The organism is Bacillus sp. Brlt_9 (genome assembly GCF_051948935.1).
In the GTDB taxonomy this organism is placed as follows: domain Bacteria; phylum Bacillota; class Bacilli; order Bacillales; family Bacillaceae_G; genus Bacillus_A.
Genome location: NZ_JAYJLO010000003.1, coordinates 231,391 through 249,166 on the forward strand (window position 1 = coordinate 231,391; position 17,776 = coordinate 249,166).

The 17,776-nt window shown below is 31.6% G+C and carries 22 protein-coding genes; 12 read left to right on the top strand and 10 right to left on the bottom strand.

The window, feature by feature from the left end; genetic code table 11:
• Nucleotides 1-104 precede the first annotated feature (104 nt).
• The 4 genes from VF726_RS13490 (at nt 105) to VF726_RS13505 (ending at nt 1,536) form a co-directional block, all read left to right on the top strand.
• Nucleotides 105-332, top strand: coding sequence for a hypothetical protein (locus VF726_RS13490; protein WP_440168860.1), 228 nt, complete (start codon nt 105-107; stop codon nt 330-332).
• Nucleotides 325-594 carry a hypothetical protein gene (locus VF726_RS13495; protein ID WP_440168863.1) on the top strand — a complete coding sequence of 90 codons (270 nt, stop codon included), beginning with the start codon at nt 325-327 and terminating at the stop codon, nt 592-594. Before VF726_RS13490 ends, VF726_RS13495 begins: the two co-directional genes overlap by 8 nt.
• A 41-nt stretch (nt 595-635) precedes the next feature.
• A complete protein-coding gene (locus VF726_RS13500; protein WP_440168865.1) occupies nt 636-929 on the top strand; it encodes a hypothetical protein in 294 nt (97 codons plus the stop codon).
• 304 nt (nt 930-1,233) lie between these two features.
• Nucleotides 1,234-1,536, top strand: coding sequence for a hypothetical protein (locus VF726_RS13505; RefSeq protein WP_440168867.1), 303 nt, complete (start codon nt 1,234-1,236; stop codon nt 1,534-1,536).
• Nucleotides 1,537-1,593: 57 nt separating this feature from the next.
• Here the strand turns inward: VF726_RS13505 and VF726_RS13510 are convergent, their stop codons facing one another.
• Together VF726_RS13510 and VF726_RS13515 are read right to left on the bottom strand one after the other, a co-directional pair.
• Complete coding sequence (locus VF726_RS13510) at nt 1,594-2,448, bottom strand: hypothetical protein (RefSeq protein WP_440168869.1); 855 nt, start codon at nt 2,446-2,448, stop codon at nt 1,594-1,596.
• Nucleotides 2,449-2,552: 104 nt separating this feature from the next.
• On the bottom strand, nt 2,553-3,047 hold the full coding sequence (locus tag VF726_RS13515) for a hypothetical protein (RefSeq protein WP_440168871.1): 495 nt from the start codon (nt 3,045-3,047) through the stop codon (nt 2,553-2,555).
• Nucleotides 3,048-3,161: 114 nt separating this feature from the next.
• On the opposite strand from VF726_RS13515, the gene VF726_RS13520 reads away from it, so the two are divergent.
• The 5 genes from VF726_RS13520 to VF726_RS13540 all read left to right on the top strand — a co-directional run bounded on the left by VF726_RS13520 (nt 3,162) and on the right by VF726_RS13540 (nt 8,218).
• Nucleotides 3,162-4,313: a hypothetical protein gene (locus VF726_RS13520; protein WP_440168873.1), complete on the top strand. Its 1,152-nt coding sequence runs from the start codon at nt 3,162-3,164 to the stop codon at nt 4,311-4,313.
• 394 nt (nt 4,314-4,707) lie between these two features.
• Entirely contained in the window at nt 4,708-5,934 is a 1,227-nt protein-coding gene (locus VF726_RS13525; protein WP_440168875.1) for a D-alanyl-D-alanine carboxypeptidase family protein, read from the top strand.
• 20 nt (nt 5,935-5,954) lie between these two features.
• Nucleotides 5,955-6,656, top strand: a complete 702-nt coding sequence (locus VF726_RS13530; RefSeq protein WP_440168877.1) for a DsbA family protein — start codon at nt 5,955-5,957, stop codon at nt 6,654-6,656.
• A gap of 1 nt (nt 6,657) precedes the next feature.
• Nucleotides 6,658-7,077, top strand: coding sequence for a disulfide oxidoreductase (locus VF726_RS13535; protein WP_088362474.1), 420 nt, complete (start codon nt 6,658-6,660; stop codon nt 7,075-7,077).
• Between the two features lie 115 nt (nt 7,078-7,192).
• A complete protein-coding gene (locus VF726_RS13540) occupies nt 7,193-8,218 on the top strand; it encodes a tyrosine-type recombinase/integrase (protein ID WP_440168879.1) in 1,026 nt (341 codons plus the stop codon).
• A gap of 33 nt (nt 8,219-8,251) precedes the next feature.
• On the opposite strand, the gene VF726_RS13545 is transcribed toward VF726_RS13540, so the two are convergent.
• The 5 genes from VF726_RS13545 to VF726_RS13565 form a co-directional block, all read right to left on the bottom strand.
• Nucleotides 8,252-8,401: a hypothetical protein gene (locus tag VF726_RS13545; RefSeq protein ID WP_176397800.1), complete on the bottom strand. Its 150-nt coding sequence runs from the start codon at nt 8,399-8,401 to the stop codon at nt 8,252-8,254.
• Nucleotides 8,398-9,525 carry a tetratricopeptide repeat protein gene (locus tag VF726_RS13550; RefSeq protein WP_440168882.1) on the bottom strand — a complete coding sequence of 376 codons (1,128 nt, stop codon included), beginning with the start codon at nt 9,523-9,525 and terminating at the stop codon, nt 8,398-8,400. The genes VF726_RS13545 and VF726_RS13550 overlap by 4 nt, the downstream gene beginning before the upstream one ends.
• A 208-nt stretch (nt 9,526-9,733) precedes the next feature.
• Nucleotides 9,734-10,084 (bottom strand): hypothetical protein, encoded by a 351-nt coding sequence (locus VF726_RS13555; protein ID WP_440168884.1) that lies wholly within the window; start codon nt 10,082-10,084, stop codon nt 9,734-9,736.
• Nucleotides 10,085-10,226: 142 nt separating this feature from the next.
• On the bottom strand, nt 10,227-10,985 hold the full coding sequence (locus VF726_RS13560) for a glutamate racemase (RefSeq protein WP_440170172.1): 759 nt from the start codon (nt 10,983-10,985) through the stop codon (nt 10,227-10,229).
• Nucleotides 10,986-11,161: 176 nt separating this feature from the next.
• Nucleotides 11,162-11,857, bottom strand: a complete 696-nt coding sequence (locus VF726_RS13565) for a type II toxin-antitoxin system PemK/MazF family toxin (protein ID WP_440168886.1) — start codon at nt 11,855-11,857, stop codon at nt 11,162-11,164.
• Between the two features lie 239 nt (nt 11,858-12,096).
• Here VF726_RS13565 and VF726_RS13570 point away from each other — a divergent pair, with 239 nt between their 5' ends.
• Nucleotides 12,097-12,504, top strand: coding sequence for a hypothetical protein (locus VF726_RS13570; protein ID WP_440168888.1), 408 nt, complete (start codon nt 12,097-12,099; stop codon nt 12,502-12,504).
• A gap of 132 nt (nt 12,505-12,636) precedes the next feature.
• Here the strand turns inward: VF726_RS13570 and VF726_RS13575 are convergent, their stop codons facing one another.
• The gene (locus VF726_RS13575; protein ID WP_440168890.1) at nt 12,637-13,290 is read right to left on the bottom strand and encodes a hypothetical protein; all 654 of its coding nucleotides are present in this window, start codon (nt 13,288-13,290) and stop codon (nt 12,637-12,639) included.
• Nucleotides 13,291-13,424: 134 nt separating this feature from the next.
• A complete protein-coding gene (locus VF726_RS13580; protein WP_440168893.1) occupies nt 13,425-15,611 on the bottom strand; it encodes an AAA family ATPase in 2,187 nt (728 codons plus the stop codon).
• A gap of 207 nt (nt 15,612-15,818) precedes the next feature.
• On the opposite strand from VF726_RS13580, the gene VF726_RS13585 reads away from it, so the two are divergent.
• Together VF726_RS13585 and VF726_RS13590 are read left to right on the top strand one after the other, a co-directional pair.
• Nucleotides 15,819-16,391 (top strand): hypothetical protein, encoded by a 573-nt coding sequence (locus VF726_RS13585; RefSeq protein ID WP_440168895.1) that lies wholly within the window; start codon nt 15,819-15,821, stop codon nt 16,389-16,391.
• 68 nt (nt 16,392-16,459) lie between these two features.
• The gene (locus VF726_RS13590) at nt 16,460-16,726 is read left to right on the top strand and encodes a stage V sporulation protein S (protein WP_088362484.1); all 267 of its coding nucleotides are present in this window, start codon (nt 16,460-16,462) and stop codon (nt 16,724-16,726) included.
• 17 nt (nt 16,727-16,743) lie between these two features.
• Here VF726_RS13590 and VF726_RS13595 read toward each other — a convergent pair whose 3' ends face one another.
• Nucleotides 16,744-17,634, bottom strand: a complete 891-nt coding sequence (locus VF726_RS13595; RefSeq protein ID WP_440168898.1) for a hypothetical protein — start codon at nt 17,632-17,634, stop codon at nt 16,744-16,746.
• Between the last annotated feature and the right edge of the window lie 142 nt (nt 17,635-17,776).

A 17,776-nucleotide genomic window follows, 5' to 3' on the forward strand; every position in this document is an offset into this window, starting at 1 on the left:
AGAATTCTGGCTATACTTCGTTAAATATATATAATATATATTATGGGGCTATATATAACTCGTTAGTCTTTAATACATTTGTTTTTTATCCTATATAGAGAGAGATGATTAAACTGACGAACGAAGATAATCAATTAGAAATTCAGAGAAATGCTGTTATGAATGCATTGAAGTGTAAATCTGTAGAAAAATTTGTAGCAACAACGGGAGATTTAGCGCGCATAGATGCTAAAATTGCCAATACTTCCATTATATATATGATAGATGGGAAAATGGTAAAAGAGTATCCTAGTGGGAAAATTATAGAAATTGATGGTGAAATCGATGGATAAGGTAGCAGGATGTCCAATTTTGATTGTGTTTGCAGGTAACAATGGTAGTGGTAAAAGTAGTTTAAGAGGATTTATAGAACCGATGAAACTGAATGTAAAAACACACATAGATCCGGATTTGATAGCAAAGCGATATAAGTTAAATGGTGAAAAAAACCCTAATGGAAAAGCTGGGAGAGAGACTGTTCGATTGATAAATCAACTAATTGAAAAAAAGAAAGTTTCTCTTACGAATGCACTCTTTCGGGTAAAAGCGCAATAGAGCGAATACGAAAAGCAAAAGAAAACGGATATAAAATTATAGTGTTTTTTGTTGGGATAGATTATAAGGGTGAAAATGTAGCCCGTGTAAGAATGCGCGCTGCTCTAGGTGGTCATTATATTCCTGAAGAAGATATTTTAAGAAGAAGTAAATCAATAATGAAAAATTTAATTGAAAATATACAACTCTTTGATTTTCTTTATGTTGTTAATAACGATTTTGAATATCTTAGGGTAGTTATACAACGTGAAGCCTCCAAGTTAATCTATTGTTCCGAAGAATTACCTTCTTGGTGCAATGAACTAGCGGAGGTTCTACGTAAAATAGAAAAATAAGCAATAAATATTATACGGCGCTTTTAACGAGTGCCTTTTTTTATGTTTTCCGTACGTTATATCCATAATTTCATATGCTGTTTCCATAATACAACCCTCTAAAGTAGATACTTCCTAGATATTTAAAAGTTGCTTTACAAATGTAACTTATGAATACCTATTGATTTATTTCACGAATTTCTCAAAAACTAGTAAAATGATTGTAGAATTAACGAGAGTTTAATGAAATAAACTTTCTAGGATATACAACTTTAAAAAGGCTGAATATTACTGAACGAACAATATAGTTTGGAGTTGAAATAATATGAATACGGATTGGAAACAACATTTATCAATCAAAGAAGCGGACATTTGTTTGTCCTTAGCTTGCAAAGTTAATGTGAATAATCAAATAGACCTAACAGAAGAACAAATGTATAAATATTGTCACTATAAAAGTTTTAGATACTTCAAAAATCACTTGTATGGATTAATTGAAAAGAATATTATCATAAAGATTGAAGAACAATCTGATAAACCATACTTCTTTAATCCCAATTATATTAGGTATTACAATGAATTGGGACCAATAATCTTTAACCGTCCTTTAGAGATTTACCAAAACTAAAACTAAATTAAATAAGAGACCGCTGATATATATCATTGGTCTCTTTTACATTAGGGTTTATTTCTTCTTTTCATCTTCTGAAGTTGATCCTACTCCACCAGTTCTAACTCTGTTGCTCTTCACTTCATCTGATAAAGTATAGTACTTTTCAGTTTTCCACTTAAGTAGATTCGTTCCTATTGGTAAGGTAATTGCCTCGTTTTTTAAGTTAATGAGAGCAACGAAGCAATGACCAAAATTGTCTGTATATGCATAGTCTCTATCTATTACTCCATTCTGATTAGCAAGCATCACCTTATCCTTACAGTCTTTATGGGTTGTAATAGATGTCCAAGTTCCTTCATCAATTAAGCATCTTAAACCTGTTGCAAAGATCCTCTTTTCATTTGGTTTGAGTGTGATTGGTTCTTGAATAATATAATCGTAAACATTTGGCTGCACTTCAATTATTTTAGAAGGCATTATATTGTGTTTTTCTGCTTCAGTAAACGGCACATCTTCTATTACAGTTTTACAGATTTCTGGCTTGCTATCTGAAATGATAAATTGAGCAAAGTGCTCCCCTTTTCTTATCAATAAATCTTCTGGTCCTTCGTTTATTAAATCGATTACATAATTTTCTTCTGACAAATCAATCGTTAAACACTCAATATTTTTGTTTTCCTTGTAGACTAGTCGTACGTCCTTCTTTATCCCATATGAGCTTCTGTCAAATAAACGGATTTGAACACCTTGTTCTAAATCTCCATAGAATGTAAATGGTAGTTTTAAGCTTACAATTTTATTTGAAGGTAAAAGAATGTCTTTGTGCGCAAATACATCGTACCCCGCACTACCAATTGTAGACCTCATTGGTGTTTTCATATTTACTTGAGTTGTTTTTATAAATAAGTTTTCTTTAATATTTTGCATAATAAAGCCCCTTCTGCTAACTAAAGTATTTGATATATAAATATTTTACTAAAAAAGAAAAAGGGATTGGAAATTACTTGCCCTTTTTCTTATCAAATGATTAATTATTTATTTTCAGATTTGTACAGTTCCATACACTTATCAATTGTTATTGCTTGTTTTGTTTCTAAGTAACTCTCAAATTTCTTTAACATAGAAATGTTGTGTAATTCCTTCTCTAGCATTGATAAAGTATTTATTTCGTACTCTTTCTCTCCTTTGTCGTGATACAATTTATCAATTAATTGTTCGTTCTCTTCAATTTGTTTCTTGTAAAAGCTTCTATTGATCCTTTCAGCTACTACACTACCTCTAAAAATAAAATATAAAACTGGAAATAATAAAAGGTGTAATCCTACAAAACTAATCGCTAAAGATGCAAACAAACCGATCCACCCGAGGTTAACAACAGTCGCTATCATTTTTTTATGTAAACCAGTTAATGGTTCTTTGTAAATATCACCTATTTGGTCTTCAATCACTTTAAGTTCTTCTAATCCTTTTCTTGTAGCAGAGATGTTTTTGAGTAAATCATTTCTTGTTAACTCTGTTTTAATCATAGAATCCCTCCTCTTTTGATATTTAAGTATGAAAAAAGCATTTCCCTATGTTTTTTACTAAATTTATTTATAGTATGTAAAATTAAAGATAAGAGCATCAAGGGAGGCGAAAAAATGTCTATAGATAATGACGAACAGTTAAACAATGAAGTTTCTGAGCAAGATGAGTTCGATAAGTTTAGAAAATTATTTGAGCAATATATGGATTTTTATATTGAACATAAGAAAGCATCATTTAAATTGGATTACATAAAAGAACAATTTAAAATGCATTACGAGAAACAAGAGGATAAAACACTTAAAGTTGACGGTGTTATAACAAGAGTAAAAAGAAAAAAAGAGTATGTTACGGATGAAGGCATCTACGAATATTTAGAAGATCACGGTTATTTACCGCTTGTTGTGACTGTAAATAAAAGTATTGAGAATCGTTTCAATCTTGAGAAGGCAAAAATTGATTACAAACAATCTGTTCGATTATATACCGGTGGTAAATCTATAGTTGATAGATTTGAAGTGACATCTAAATTAGATTACATTTTAGATTATTCTCTAGAGCAACTCAGTGAATCATTTAAACGTTCCTATACCGATGAGAAATTGAAAAAGGCAAGATTAGATGAAGCCAAAGAGCGTTTAATGGATGGAATGCCTTTTTCATCTTGTACTACCGAATATGGTACCCTGAAGAAAACCTCCTCCTACGATTACGATTTAGATGTTGTATTCGATGGAATATCTGGTAAAAAAGAAATTCTTATAAGAAAGCTTGAAGACTCATTTGAAATTAAACTTTTTCCAGATGATCAAGTTAATACTGTACCTATGAATCACTGTTTTGGAGAAATTAGTTTAGCAGATTTGTATGAAAACAATTTATTGGAACCTGAAAGTGTTTTTATTAAAAAGAGAGAGTTGAAAAAACATTTAAAAGATGGTTTTGTTTTTAATCAATTCGAAGTACCGGTTGATCCCTATGAATTTTATAGAAAATGCCCTATTTCGAAAACAAAAATCAACGAACTTATTCAAGAGGGTATTATTGATGAAAAAGAAATAGAAAAATTCATTGAGGTAACTGAAGAAACGTTTCACACTGAAGTTATTAGTGAGGGTTCTATGGAACAACAAGCGACTTTAAATCAACAAAAATTTAGGGATCGTTCTGAAAATATTCGTCGTAGACACGATGATAATTATGTTGAAACTCATAACCCCTATACTGCACCAAATCCTTATATTGAATTAGGAAATTTTTCATTTTGATTCTAGAAAATAAGAGATGTAGGATATCGATTATTATATCCCTACTCCCTTATTTTTCTTTTAACTTATCGTCCATATAATATTTAAAAATAGAAATGGTTTTTTATTTTTCGTGAGAATGGTTAAAAGAATGCATAGTGAAGGAAACCGTAAATATTTTTTATTTTTTGGTACTTTTATATGAATTAATATGAATTTTTTCTAATGGCCACTCTTAACCAGGAAATACAATTTACAGGAGGTGTAACTCCTGGTTTCAATTTCCTTTAAAAGTTTTGTTTGCTGGTTTTGAAATCTCAATGTTAAGGTTTATTTTTTATATTTATTATAAAATCTTCAACCGTGAGGCATAAAATCCTACTCATCTCCCCCTTCCTGGTCTGGGGGAAAAGTTTTGAAACCAGGATATTATGTGAAAAAAATATCTAAATGGATTATCATTTCTTTTTGTTTGTTCTTAGTAATTTCAGCGCTTCTGTCAGCTCTTCTACCCGCTCTTGCTTCTGCTGAGAAAATTGATGGACCTAAACTATATTCGGAATCTGCATTCCTATATAACTTAGGTACTGATGAGGTGCTTTATCAAAAAGCTGATGATAAACAAATGCCAATTCATAGTTTGGCTTCTCTTATGACTACATACATACTTATTGAAGATCTTGAAAGTGGTAAAGTTTCTCCCAAAGATAAAGCTGATATTAGCGAAAAGGCTTGGAGAGCACCTGAGCCAAGAATGTTTCTTGAAGTTGGAAGAACTGTTACTGCTCAAAAATTACTTGAAGGATTAATAATAGCTTCTGGTAATGATGCTGCTATCACTACTGCTGAATTTTTAAGTGGTAGTACAGATAAGTTTGTAAAGAGAATGAATAGTACTGCTAAAGAGTTAGGTATGAAAAATACTAAGTTTAGCACTCCTAACGGAAGCAGTAGCGATTTATCGAGTGCAAAGGACTTATTCATATTAACGAAGGCTCTTATTGATAAGTACCCAAAATATCTAAAGTATTTTACGAAATCAGAAACGAAATACGACACAAGACCTGGAAAGCCTGTATTGTTACGAAATCAAAATAGCTTTATCAGTGAAAACCCAAATGCTAATGGTTTAAAAAATGGCTGGGGAAAAGGTAGTTATCATTTAATTGGAACTGTTAATAAAAATGGTATGAAATTATTAGCTGTAACACTAGATACTTCAAGTCCTAGCAAACGTTCACAAGATGTTTCAAGGCTCTTAAACTATGGTTATGATCAGTACCAAGTATTAACTATTGCTCGTGCTGGCCAAAATTATTCAGAGTTTGGTGTATATAAAAGTGATACTCCGGGTCCATCAAATGTGATTTACAAAGAAGATACTAAAGTTGTTACACGAAAAGGTGTAAGTATCGATGATTTAAAGAAGGAATATGAAGGTCAAAACTATGTTGCTGGTGGAAATAAAAAAGGCGATGTATTAGGGACAGTTAATATATATCACGAAGATAAGTTATTAACTAAGGCTCCTATTGCTGCTACTGAAACATTTAAAGAAACAACTGGATTTAAATCAGCAATTGATTCTATTGCATTAATGTTTAAGAACCTATTTGATTGGATTACTAATTCCAAGGGTTAATTTTTTAGGAGGTTTTATACTTGAGAAAAGGCGATATAATTTTTGGTGTTTCTGTTACTACGTTGGCTATTGCTGTGCTTGGAGGAATGTACTTTTATAAAGAAAAGGCTGCTCCAGAAGGGCAAAAAACTGCTTCACACGTTTCTGAAACATTCTATGATGTGAATACTAATAAACAACCTATTTTAGGTAAAGAGGATGCCCCAGTAACTTTAGTTGAATATGGCGATTACAAATGTCCTGCTTGTGGATTCTTTACTAATTCCATTATGCCTGAAATTAAAGAAAAATACGTTGATACTGGTAAGGTTAAAGTTGTTTACAAGCATTTCCCGTTTATTGCGAAGGACTCTGCTAGGTCTGCGATATTTACTGAAGGTGTATTAGATAAATTAGGTAATGATGCATTCTGGAAGTTGCACGAAAAATTATTTGCTTCTCAAGAGGATCCAAGTAAAGAAAGCGAAGATCATTTAACTGAAGTCTTCTTAATGAAAACTGCGAAAGAACTATTTACTGAGGACCAAGTGAAGAAATTAGATGGTATTCTTGAAAACAAAACTTATACTACTGATGTAAGTAATGACTACGAAGAAGGTAAAAAAGAAAAAATACAATCAACACCTACTGTATTTATTAATGGTAAAAAGGTCTACAATCCAATGGTAGTTAATGAAGTTTCTGCTGCAATTGATGACGAATTAAACAAAAAGGAGAAATAATATGAATAAGATAAATATGTTTCTCTTTCCTTGGTTAGTTTCCATTGTGGCTACTTTAGGTAGTTTGTACTTTAGTGAGATAATGGAGTTTGTTCCTTGTACATTATGTTGGTACCAAAGAATATTAATGTATCCGCTATCTGTACTATTTGCTTTTGGATTCTTTACTCGCGATCGAAATTTATTTAAATATACTTACCCTCTTATTCTTATAGGGAACGTATTAAGTTTCTATCATTTTGGAATGCAAAAATTAGGTTTTGGTGCATCAATGCCGGTATGCTCACAAGGTGTATCGTGCGCCGGTTTCTATATTAACTGGTTTGGGTTCATCACTATTCCCCTACTTTCATTTGTTGCATTTTCATTGTTACATATTTACTTTTGGATTCAATTCATTAATAATAAAAAGCGCTCATAATCTGGGCGCTTTTTTCATTGATTTGCAAAAAATCATATTAACATATATACAGAAATTGCTCTATGGAGTTTTTTTTTATATGATGGAAGAAATGATTAAATAAGGTGGTGGCGAAATGAGCAAAGAGTTTTCAAATTATATAGATAGAAATGGAAAATTAAATTTTGCCAATGCTAGTGATGACATATTTCTAGAAGCATTTAAAAAGGTTGAACTCTTCCCTCCTGCTAAACAATTATCCGAAAAAACATATGATGGATATAATAAAGATTTAACTATATTTACTCTATTTCTTCATAGAGAGAATATTAAATTGAACGAAGTCAATGTTATTACAGTGCAGGACTATCAAGCATATCTTATGAAACAATATGCAGCACGTTCAGTGGTTCGGAAATTAACAATACTAAAAAGATTAGTTTCTTTTGGATATAAAACTAATTTTTACTCCTTCTCAATGGCGGAATGGATTGAAAAACCGAAAGTACCTAAGTATCATTATTCATCTAAATCCGATCAAAAAAGAAAAGAAATCCGCGAGCTTGATTTAGAAACAGCTAAAATAATAATAAATGCGTTAGACGATGTAGTTGAAACAACTAGGAAAGAACGTGAAGCGCTAAAGTCTAGAAATAGATTACTAGGGTATTTCTTATTAACAACTGGAATGCGTGCAAGTGAAATTAAAGGTCTTTACTGGTCCGATATTATAAAGAAGAAGGGCCGTTTGTTAGTGGAGTTTAAGGGAAAAGGAAACAAATATAGAAAAATCCCTCTAAACGAGCGTGTAGTTGAAGAGATATTTCTTTATAGAAAACTACTAGGCTACTCTGAGAATTTTTTAGACGATGAGCGCCCTATATTCATAGCATTTTCAAGAAATAAGAATGAACAGATAAGTTATGATTTGTTGTATAAGCTAATTAAAAAGGTCGTAAAAAGAGTTGAAGCGAATGAACATATTTCTCCTCACTGGTTTAGACACACCTTTATTACAAGTTTATTAGAACAAGATGTTCCTTTGGCCGTAGTAAAAGAGTTAGCTGGGCATTCAGATATTTCTACAACTAACTTGTATCTTGAAAGATTGAATGAAAATACTGTTGAACGAGAATACGATAAAGTTGATTTCGGCATATAAAAAACCACCAATAGGTGGTTTTTTTGTTTCTGCTTATAAAGTATCTCCATCTGCCATCATAACCTGAATAGGCACTTTAGAAGAAGAACTAACCTTAGCTTGATCAGTAGATTGATTATTGCTATTACCTAATAAAACAAAGGTAAATGCAAGCCCCGCTAAAATGAAGCTCAATTTTTTCATTTTAATCTCTCCTTCTCTTCAATTTTCTTCTTCGCCTCATAGCTTAAGTAGAAGTATTCACTTGCTTTAGCTGAATTGCCAGCCTCCCGGAACTGTAATGCTAAGTATTCAAAATAGAACTGTACATACTCATATAAATTTTCTATTTCGAAGTGTTTGTTTCCTTCTAATATCACAGTTTCTAATTTTTCTATTGGCGCTTTTTCAATCCTTGCCATTAATATTTCTATACGATAAATATATTCTTTATTACCCTTTTCTTTGCAGATGTTATAAGCCATACTTGAAAGTCTGCTCGCTTCTTCTAATTGACCTAGTTTAAACCTCTCTCTAGCCTCGATAAATAATGCTTTATAATGTCCGTCTATATTTTGATTAACTTCTTCTAAGTACCTAACAGCAAGCTCAGATAGATCTTGTTCTGCATACATTAATCCAATGTTATGGCGTACTTTTAGGATTAATTTGTGAGCCCCGTTTTTCTTAAAAGTATCTATTGCTGAAGTAAAGTATTCTTCTGCTAATTCATACTCCCTTAAATATGAACAGGCCAAGCCAAGTAAGTTATTACACGCTGCAATGTTCATTTCGTAGCCACTATGTTTTGAGAATTCATCTTTAGCTTTTGTTCCGTAAGTTATAGCTAAAACAGCTTGATAGTTATGGTAATAGAAAGTAGCTAAATTATAGTTATATTCTGATTTTTCTATATCATCCGTGATGAAATGAATTAGTTGATTGGCCTTATCAAAGTACTCTCTCGCTTCTTTATAATTACTAATACTAGTAGAATGCAAGGCTTTAAAAAAGTTGTAATAAAACGTTAGCTTACTCGCAGCAGGAATTTCAAAGGAGTCTATCTCATTGAAGCTATTATTGTTGATGGAAAGATTATCTTGTAGTAAGTTAAATCTAAAATTTATTAGATGGAAATATAGAAGAGTTTCAGATTCTTCGATGCTCGGATTTTCTTTACTGATCCCACTCTGATTTAATTGTAAAATTTGTTCCTCTAAGGTATTTTTAATTGATTCTGCTTTTTCTATATTTCGTTCCCTTATCTCTTTATACCAGTTGTTAATGGTTTGAATCATCTGCTCATTTGAAATTAAAGGTACGCTCATTTAAACCCCTTCCCCTCGACTATGTTTTGAATATTTAAAATAATGGTAACACTAGTTAACTAAGTGTAGCAAGATATTATTATATGAATGACTTGAGAAATATATTTTGCACTTGAATTTATAAGTTTTCTTTAAAAAAACACAAAAAAACCACCTATTGGTGGCTTTTTGCAACTGAATCTTTTTTATTTTTTAATATGAATTTATTTTAAAGCTTAAAAACATAAAAATCAACTTTTAATCTCTCTGAAATATCGATTAGTATCTCTTCGACTCTTCCCCATTCTCCACCGGCTAAATCTGATCCCAGTTTATATGGAAGCCCTATTTTATACTTTCTGTTTTCCTTTAATTCCTTTTTTAGTAATACTTGTATAAATGAAGTGATACTACTTTCTAAATATAAGTATCTTTCGGCTTGTTCCCTAATACTCTTTGCTTTACCAGGGAAGTTCTGAGCATATAAATTAACAACCCATTTTTCCTCTTCTACTTTTGCAACAGAATATCTCCCTAATCTTTCTGCACCCTTTAAAGGAAACTCATTATCTACTCTCACTACTTGCGGGTATCTCGTAGCAATTTTAAGTGCTAGTCCTGCTCCCATCCTTTTTTGAGAGTTTGCCTGATGAAGAATAAAATTACAATTGCAGTTTAATAAATTACCTCTAGTGATACATAACATACAATATAGCTTCTTCCTATAACGACATATATGTTATTTTATTTTTGTTTTCTTTCATAAAAAAAGAACCTGCTTGTTTTTTCAGTAGTTCGACTTCCCCAGTAGTATACATAATAATATTATGAGTATTCATTTGGGGACTTATCTTTTCTGCTAATTGTGTAAGGTTTGAGATAATATAATTTGCAGGATTGATAAATAATTTGTCGGGCCATACCTTTTTCAGTTCTTTCTCTATTAAAGGATAATGTGTACATCCTAAGATCATAGAGTGCCAATCATCAGCACATACTTCATCCACTTCGTTTCGGAGTTTGATACCGCTGCCTATCGATATAGTACTAGAATCCTCAATTTCTTTTGCTAACCAAGAATTCCCCACCGATTTCATATCGATATCGGAAAATAAGTTTTGGTACCAACCACTTTTCACGGTATTATTTGTAGCTAATAATACAACCTTATCACTCGTAAAGTAACTTTTTTCTAAACCATCAGTTGTTCCAATTACCGGAATTGATAATGATGCTTGTATTCTTCCTTTAAACAATGCTGTCAAAGTGTTACAAGCTAAAACTACCACATCTACTTCCTTTTCTTTAATAACATCTATCCAATAATCCGCGATTGCCTCTAGCTCGGAAATTGATTTGTTTCCATAGGGACAATTTTTCTGATCCGCAAAATATAAGTATGTATGGTCTGGCAGTTCTGCTGTCATCTTCATTAAAAAGCTCCAACCACCAATACCTGAATCTAATAATGCAATTCTCATCGTTTTCACCTGTCTTCATTCAGTCTTTCAATTAAAAATAGAGATACAGAATAATTGTAACGTTTTTTCTATACTATACGGAAAAAACGTTACACAATATGTAGTATGGTCATTTTATTCTTTATAAAAATAAAAAAGGAACGACATAAAATTAGTTTCGTTCCCTTAAAATTTATTTAAATACCAAAAGACACTAGAAGTGCTTCTTCAATATTTTTGTAAAACTCCGCAGTTAAATCTGTATTTTGTACTACTCCTGTTACCCTTTCTTTATCTACAACCCTTACTTGTTCTAACAGCGCTATGCTATCTTTAAAAGTAGGGCTAATTAAATTTCCTGGTATTTCAACGTGTGTTGGTAATCTCTTTTTCTTTTTTAATTGCAATGGAGCTACAATTAAAGTGGTTGAATATTTGTTTCCAACATCATTTTGAATTACTATAGCTGGTCTATTGCCTTTTTGTTCATTTCCCATTCCGTTTAACTCTACCCAAACAACTTGAGGAATCCTAGGTGTACCGACACCAAATGAAATAAGCAGCGCATCATCAATCTCTTTCATAACTTCCTTTGATAAAATTGTTCGTTCAACTTGTATAATTCGTTCTTTTGAAATCACTCGAACTTGTTCACACAGAGCTATGCTATCTACTCTGTTTTTTCCTAATTCTTTTGATGAAATATTTACGTGTGTTGGTATTTCTGTTTTGAAGTTACTTGTAAGTGGAACAATGAGAGTAGTTGTAGAAGCTCTGTTTCCGAAATCATTTTGAACGACTACGGCCGGCCTCTCTCCTTTTTGTTCACTTCCTACGCAATTTCTATCTAAATCAAAATCTACCCAAATAATTTGTCCTTTCACATAATTCATTATGTGACCTCCTATACCATATTTTTATCTATACAACAGCAGCATATATAACATTTAAATACTCGATACTAATCCTTTTTTGGAACCTGATAGGTGGATGAGTGTCTTTATACATTTTTATTTATACTGAAAATTTCGGTTTTTAGAGAAGAATTTTAATTTTTATATACGTAATGGTAAATATTAAAATAATTTGTTTAGAATAAAGTATTGAGATTAATAAAAAGGAGAGAAAAGAGATGCATTTTTTTAGTTTGGATAAAGAGAATAATAAAATTTTAATATCACCTGGAGCTAAACCTGAAGATTTTGTTGCAGTAGAATATGGTTTTGTTGAATTTAATGGAGATCATTATACAATCCACTCAATAAATTCAGAGGATTTGTCAAAACAAGATATATATTCTAGTCTTATTTTTGGTTCTAATCTAGTTAATGATCCTTGTATACATTGTGGACGTATTGGTAATAGAATTCTTTTGGAAGAAGACTGCTCCCCTTGTACATTTATATACAACTATTATGATAGCGTTAATAATGGTTTCACACTTAATATGAAAAAGTTACAAACTGCCCTATTAGAAAAAGGCTACTTTAGAACATCGCTAAGTCAATTTAATTACTCGATATGGAAAAATAATAATTAATATTCATATAAAAACTTTAATATTATTTATATACCTAGGAAAATTCTTATGATTATAAAGCGCTCACATAATTTGAACCAGCGCAAATAAATAGACGTATTATATAATACGTCTATTTTATGTGTTTATTTTTTAGTTCTTTTGCGACACTCGTGATTTTATTTTCGATCCATCAGCTTTCACCGATACATTATCAACACTTACTGTAACGCTTTCGAAAATTTCCCCTAATTCTATGAACACTTCTGGATTATTTTTAATAACACCTACTACTATATCCAATTTTGATTGTGTATCTCTTTCATATGAACTGGAAAGCTCTGTGTTTGATTCTTGATTCTCTTGTGTTTGACCTTTAAGGAAAATTTTTTTTAACGCCTCTAATATATTTTTAGCCCCTTCTTTCGCAAACTCCTGGGCTACAACAGGAGTTACTTTCTCAAAGAGCCATTTCAACATCACAAGCAAAATTTCTCCATTGAATCCGAAATGAAGAAGGCCAGATGTACTGTGTACATTTGATACAGATGGCACTTGGACATAATTCTCCAAGCTTTCTTCTAAGCTATGTAAATGTTTTTTTGCATCATAAAAATCCACAAGTAATCGATTCGTTTCATACCACTCGTCAAATTCTGTCTCGGCCATTGTGAGCAAAGAAGAGAAATAATACGTCGATTTTATAGCTGTTATTAAATCCTTCACCTTCTCTAAAGATTCCTCATTATCCATCATTTGTTCTTTCCATTCATACTGTACTGTTAGAATTGTGTCGTTCTGTAACATACGTATTCTCCTTTTACAATCAAATTATTACCATATATCCATTTTACTATAACACTTGTTCGCCTTACTCGCTTTTGCAAAAATAAAAAGCCACCTAACGGTAGCTTTTTATTTAGAGTGTTATATAATTACGTCTATTTCACACTTAAACTATCATTTTCAACTGTAACAACAAAGGTCTTCTTATCTGTTTCTAAGATTCTGTTCGCAAGTAGATCTGTAATGTTTTCAACCTGTCTTTTAGCCTCTCTTGCACCAAATTCAGGTTTGTATCCTTCTTTTTTCAACCAATCTACTGCTTCCTCTTTAAAGTTTAAGGTATAGCCTTCTTTTGCAACCCTTTCACTTAACTCTTTTATATTTTTATCAATGATCTCTTTCATTGCTTCATCTGTTAGTGCATTGAAAACAATCATTGAATCTAAACGATTTAAAAATTCAGGTTTGAAGAATGAATCTCTTTTAACAAGTTCAATAACTTTTGATTCTATTTCAACTTGCTCTTTCCCTGCGTTATTTACTGTAGAGAAACCTAGATTTTTCTGTTTAGTATATAAATGGCTGCCTTTATTTGATGTAATAATAAATACTGCATTTTTAGCATCAACGGTCTTACCTTTATTGTCGGTAACTATACCGTCATCTAAGATTTGTAACAAAACATCTAATACATCAGGGTGACCCTTTTCTATTTCATCAAGTAATACGATGCTAAATGGTTTCTTTCGAAGTTCGTTTGGTAGTTTTCCTCCCTCGCTATGACCAACATATCCTGGAGGTGAACCAATTAATTTTGCGACACTGTGTTTTTCTGAATATTCTCCCATATCAAAACGAATAAATGCATTTTTATCGCCAAATAATTCTAGAGCTAAAGATTTTGCTAACTCCGTTTTCCCTACTCCTGTTGGGCCTAAGAATAAGAAAGCTCCTGTAGGTCTATTAGGGTCTTTAAGTTTTAATTGGGAACGTTTGATCGACTTAGATACAATTTGTATAGCCTTTTCTTGGCCTTTTACATTTTCCTTAAGGGCGTTTTCTATATTTTTTAGTTTCATCTTATTTTCTTTGTCTAAATCTTTTACAGGGATCCCCGTTCTCTTCTCTAAAATTTCTGTTAGATGTATTACAGATACATTTGAATTATTTCTTTTTTCATCATCGATATTTTGTTTTGTCTCTTCAATCTTTACTACCATTTCTTTTTCCAATCGATATCTTTCTTTTGCCTCTTCGAAACGCTCCTCTAAAATTAGCTTGTCTTTTTCTTTTGCTAACTTCTTCTTTTCGTTTTCAAGATTAGATAATTCTTCAGTTGAAATTGTACTATTAATTTTTCTAAATGCAGCAGCTTCATCAACTAAGTCGAGTGCTTTATCTGGAAGGTATCGTTCTGTTAAGTATCGTTTTGATAACTTAACCGCTTGTGAAACAACTTCGTCTTCGATTTTCACACTATGGTGTTCCTCAAATAGCGGAACTATCCCCTTAATTATTTCAATTGCTTCCTCTTCTGTAGGCTCCTCTACCTGAATGTTTCTCATTCTTCTAGAAAGAGCTCCATCTTTTTGAATGCTAGTTCGATATTCTTCAAATGTTGTAGCACCAATTACTTGGATGTCTCCGCGTGCAAGTGAAGGTTTTAATATATTCGCTGCATCAACTGAACCTTCTGCTCCACCAGCTCCTGTAATTGTATGGAATTCATCTAAGAATAAAATAACATTCTTCTTAGTTTTAACTTCATCGATAATTTTCTTAAGTCTTGCTTCAAACTCACCTCGGAATTTTGTTCCAGCAACTAAATTTCCTATGTTTAGTTCGATAATACGTTTATTTAATAAGTCTGTAGGCGCTGTGCCATTAACTATCCTCTGAGCTAGTCCTTCAACAATTGCAGTTTTCCCTACCCCGGGCTCTCCAATTAATAGAGGATTACTCTTGAATTTTCTGCTTAACATTAATATAGTTTCATCAATTTCTTTTGTTCTACCGATAACAGGAGTCAACTTGCCGTTTCGTGCTAGAGAAGTTAAATCTCTGCCGAAAGTTAAAACAAATAAATCTGACTCTTTTTCCGTTTGTTCTATATTATTAATTAGGCTTTCTTCGTTTAACTCGCCTTTTTCTGGAGTATCCTCTAGCATTTTCACAATCAATTCATATTGTTTTTCACCGAAAGAATGAATTTCACCTTTTCTCATTTTTTCTTCTAAACATATTGTGCAAATTTGATAGTCTTCTCCTAAAATATCTGATATACCTTTAAAAGCCATCCTATCATTACATACTGTACATTTTAATTCTGCATTATGAGTCATTGTTATACCCCCTGTTTCTCTATTAAGGAGTGAGAAAATATTTTAAATTTAATTGTTTTTTTCATAAGTTTTTGCTTAATCCTTATTTTGTTTCTGAGTTTTCATCGCGTACAACTTCGTACAAACAAAGTAAAGATAATTTATTTTATATTTATATACATAGTATTTGCGTATTCTTACTATCCGTTTTTCGATTGGAAGCAGTTTTTGTTTTTAAGTTTTCTTATCTATTGTGTATTAGATGATATTATGCATAGAGAAATCAATATCTTAATACCTCTTTTTGTAACAATTGTCATATTAATAATTAACCCTTCATTATTTGTATTCATTTCCCTTGTATTAGTGTTTTCTCTATTTTACACGCTACCTTTATTTGTTCATCTGTTGAATAAAGTGTTTACTAAAAATAAAACTATAAAAGAATATGATTCTAGGAATAAAGAACAACGTGTACAAGAAAAAGTTGTTGGGTTTCCATCCTATATCTCAAAAGTTTTTAATAAGTACTCAGGAATGGGTGCAGCTGACCCTTGGATTTTTTCTGCATTTCTATTATTTATACCTGTTTTCGATTGGATTTTATATTTACTGATTGTTTGGGTACTAATCATTTTATTCTTTGTTGCAAAGAAAGTCCTAAACATCAAAAGTGAATCAATTAAGATATTTTCCATTGCTAAAAATGCTACAAATGTTAAAACTAACTCTCTTCCTTTAGCCCCGATCCTATTACTTTCATTATCAATTTACCTATTATTCTTGAATTTCTCCTTTTAAATTTAAAGGAAATTTTTTCTTTTGTGGAAATAATTAACGGCAGTACATTACAGGAGGGAAAAACATAAATGACTAACCTTAGAGTAAAAAAAGAAACAAATTATAAGTCTCTAGCAGATGTTATTTCTTTTAAAATGCGTGAAGAGAACGTTATTCATATAGATGGTATCGGTGAAAGACCAGTTTATATCGCAATTAAAGCTATCGCTATTGCCCGCGGTACTCTTGCTTCAAGAGGTATTAACATTACTGCAACTCCTTCATTTGGCGAAGCGGTAATTGATGGTAATGAGCGCACGTTTATGAGATTAACTATTGAAAAAGTAGAGAAGTAATAAAAAACAAGTAGCAATCAGCTACTTGTTTTTTTGTTTAGGTGTTGTAATTTTAACTGCGCAATATAGGCTGTTAACGAACTACCTTTTGATAGGTTTACTAGTATTTCAGGCTCGTTAATTGACCAAACTAGCTCGCCCTCTTCTGTTTTTATTTCTTTGCATAATTGATTAATTATTTTTTTGTTTTTCTTTATTGTTTTTTCTAATTCCTGTTTTAAGCGTTTCATTTCCTCGTTATGTTTTTCGTCTCTCGCGTCCAACATTTCATTTTCATCATAAACATCGTATAGTCCTATGTATTCTGATCTAAGAAATGCTCGATGTCTTGCTCTCTTCCTTGCCATTATAGGTAAATTAGCTCGCGAAATTTGATCAGTGCAATTCATTCTATTTGCGATGCCATAATCAGAGTTTGTTTCATCGTTTGGGAAAACCACAGTCGCTTCTATCCAAACCTGCTCTCGATCTTGAGAAGGTGCATCGCATTGTTTTTCAATAGGATTAATCTTAGGGAACACTGCTCTTGTAGCAGATATCAATTTATTAACGCCTGAATCAGTTAAAATAGGTTTTCTCTTCTTCTTTGAGAACCAAATATCTGTTTCGGGATTAATAATTTCTTTAACAGGCTTAATTACTTCATTATTTTCATTATCCAGTACTCTAATTGAGTGATTAAGTACTCTTTCTATCCAAATTTCCGCTAATGGTTTCTCTTCAGAAGCATCTTCGTTATTAATATCTACTTGCTCGTCGTCAATAAGGCCCTCTTCTTCAGGTTGTTTAACTTCAAGGTTGTTGTTTGAATCTGTATTTGTATTAATTTTTTCCTCTTTTATCTTCTCGTTCAGTGGTTCTTGAATGTTTTTCTCTTTTGATTGGTTACTGTCTGCTGTTTTTGCCATAACATACCTCCAAGAAATATATAAATAATAAAATCGCTTTATTTATAATTTCTTTATAAAATAAAAAACCACTGTTTTATTTATTTTTTTTACCAAAAAAATAAAAAATCATTTAAACTAATTCCATAAGAAAAAGAAGAAA

Excerpts from the sequence above, each read along its gene's own strand:
- VF726_RS13560 (WP_440170172.1), bottom strand. The coding sequence starts at position 10,985 with ATGAGAATTGCATTATTAGATTCAGGTATTGGTGGTTGGAGCTTTTTA.
- VF726_RS13580 (WP_440168893.1), bottom strand. The coding sequence starts at position 15,611 with ATGACTCATAATGCAGAATTAAAATGTACAGTATGTAATGATAGGATG.
- VF726_RS13550 (WP_440168882.1), bottom strand. The coding sequence starts at position 9,525 with ATGAGCGTACCTTTAATTTCAAATGAGCAGATGATTCAAACCATTAAC.
- VF726_RS13540 (WP_440168879.1), top strand. The coding sequence starts at position 7,193 with ATGAGCAAAGAGTTTTCAAATTATATAGATAGAAATGGAAAATTAAAT.
- VF726_RS13490 (WP_440168860.1), top strand. The coding sequence starts at position 105 with ATGATTAAACTGACGAACGAAGATAATCAATTAGAAATTCAGAGAAAT.
- VF726_RS13595 (WP_440168898.1), bottom strand. The coding sequence starts at position 17,634 with ATGGCAAAAACAGCAGACAGTAACCAATCAAAAGAGAAAAACATTCAA.
- VF726_RS13520 (WP_440168873.1), top strand. The coding sequence starts at position 3,162 with ATGTCTATAGATAATGACGAACAGTTAAACAATGAAGTTTCTGAGCAA.
- VF726_RS13570 (WP_440168888.1), top strand. The coding sequence starts at position 12,097 with ATGCATTTTTTTAGTTTGGATAAAGAGAATAATAAAATTTTAATATCA.
- VF726_RS13495 (WP_440168863.1), top strand. The coding sequence starts at position 325 with ATGGATAAGGTAGCAGGATGTCCAATTTTGATTGTGTTTGCAGGTAAC.
- VF726_RS13510 (WP_440168869.1), bottom strand. The coding sequence starts at position 2,448 with ATGCAAAATATTAAAGAAAACTTATTTATAAAAACAACTCAAGTAAAT.
- VF726_RS13535 (WP_088362474.1), top strand. The coding sequence starts at position 6,658 with ATGAATAAGATAAATATGTTTCTCTTTCCTTGGTTAGTTTCCATTGTG.
- VF726_RS13505 (WP_440168867.1), top strand. The coding sequence starts at position 1,234 with ATGAATACGGATTGGAAACAACATTTATCAATCAAAGAAGCGGACATT.
- VF726_RS13575 (WP_440168890.1), bottom strand. The coding sequence starts at position 13,290 with ATGTTACAGAACGACACAATTCTAACAGTACAGTATGAATGGAAAGAA.
- VF726_RS13515 (WP_440168871.1), bottom strand. The coding sequence starts at position 3,047 with ATGATTAAAACAGAGTTAACAAGAAATGATTTACTCAAAAACATCTCT.
- VF726_RS13590 (WP_088362484.1), top strand. The coding sequence starts at position 16,460 with ATGACTAACCTTAGAGTAAAAAAAGAAACAAATTATAAGTCTCTAGCA.
- VF726_RS13545 (WP_176397800.1), bottom strand. The coding sequence starts at position 8,401 with ATGAAAAAATTGAGCTTCATTTTAGCGGGGCTTGCATTTACCTTTGTT.
- VF726_RS13565 (WP_440168886.1), bottom strand. The coding sequence starts at position 11,857 with ATGAATTATGTGAAAGGACAAATTATTTGGGTAGATTTTGATTTAGAT.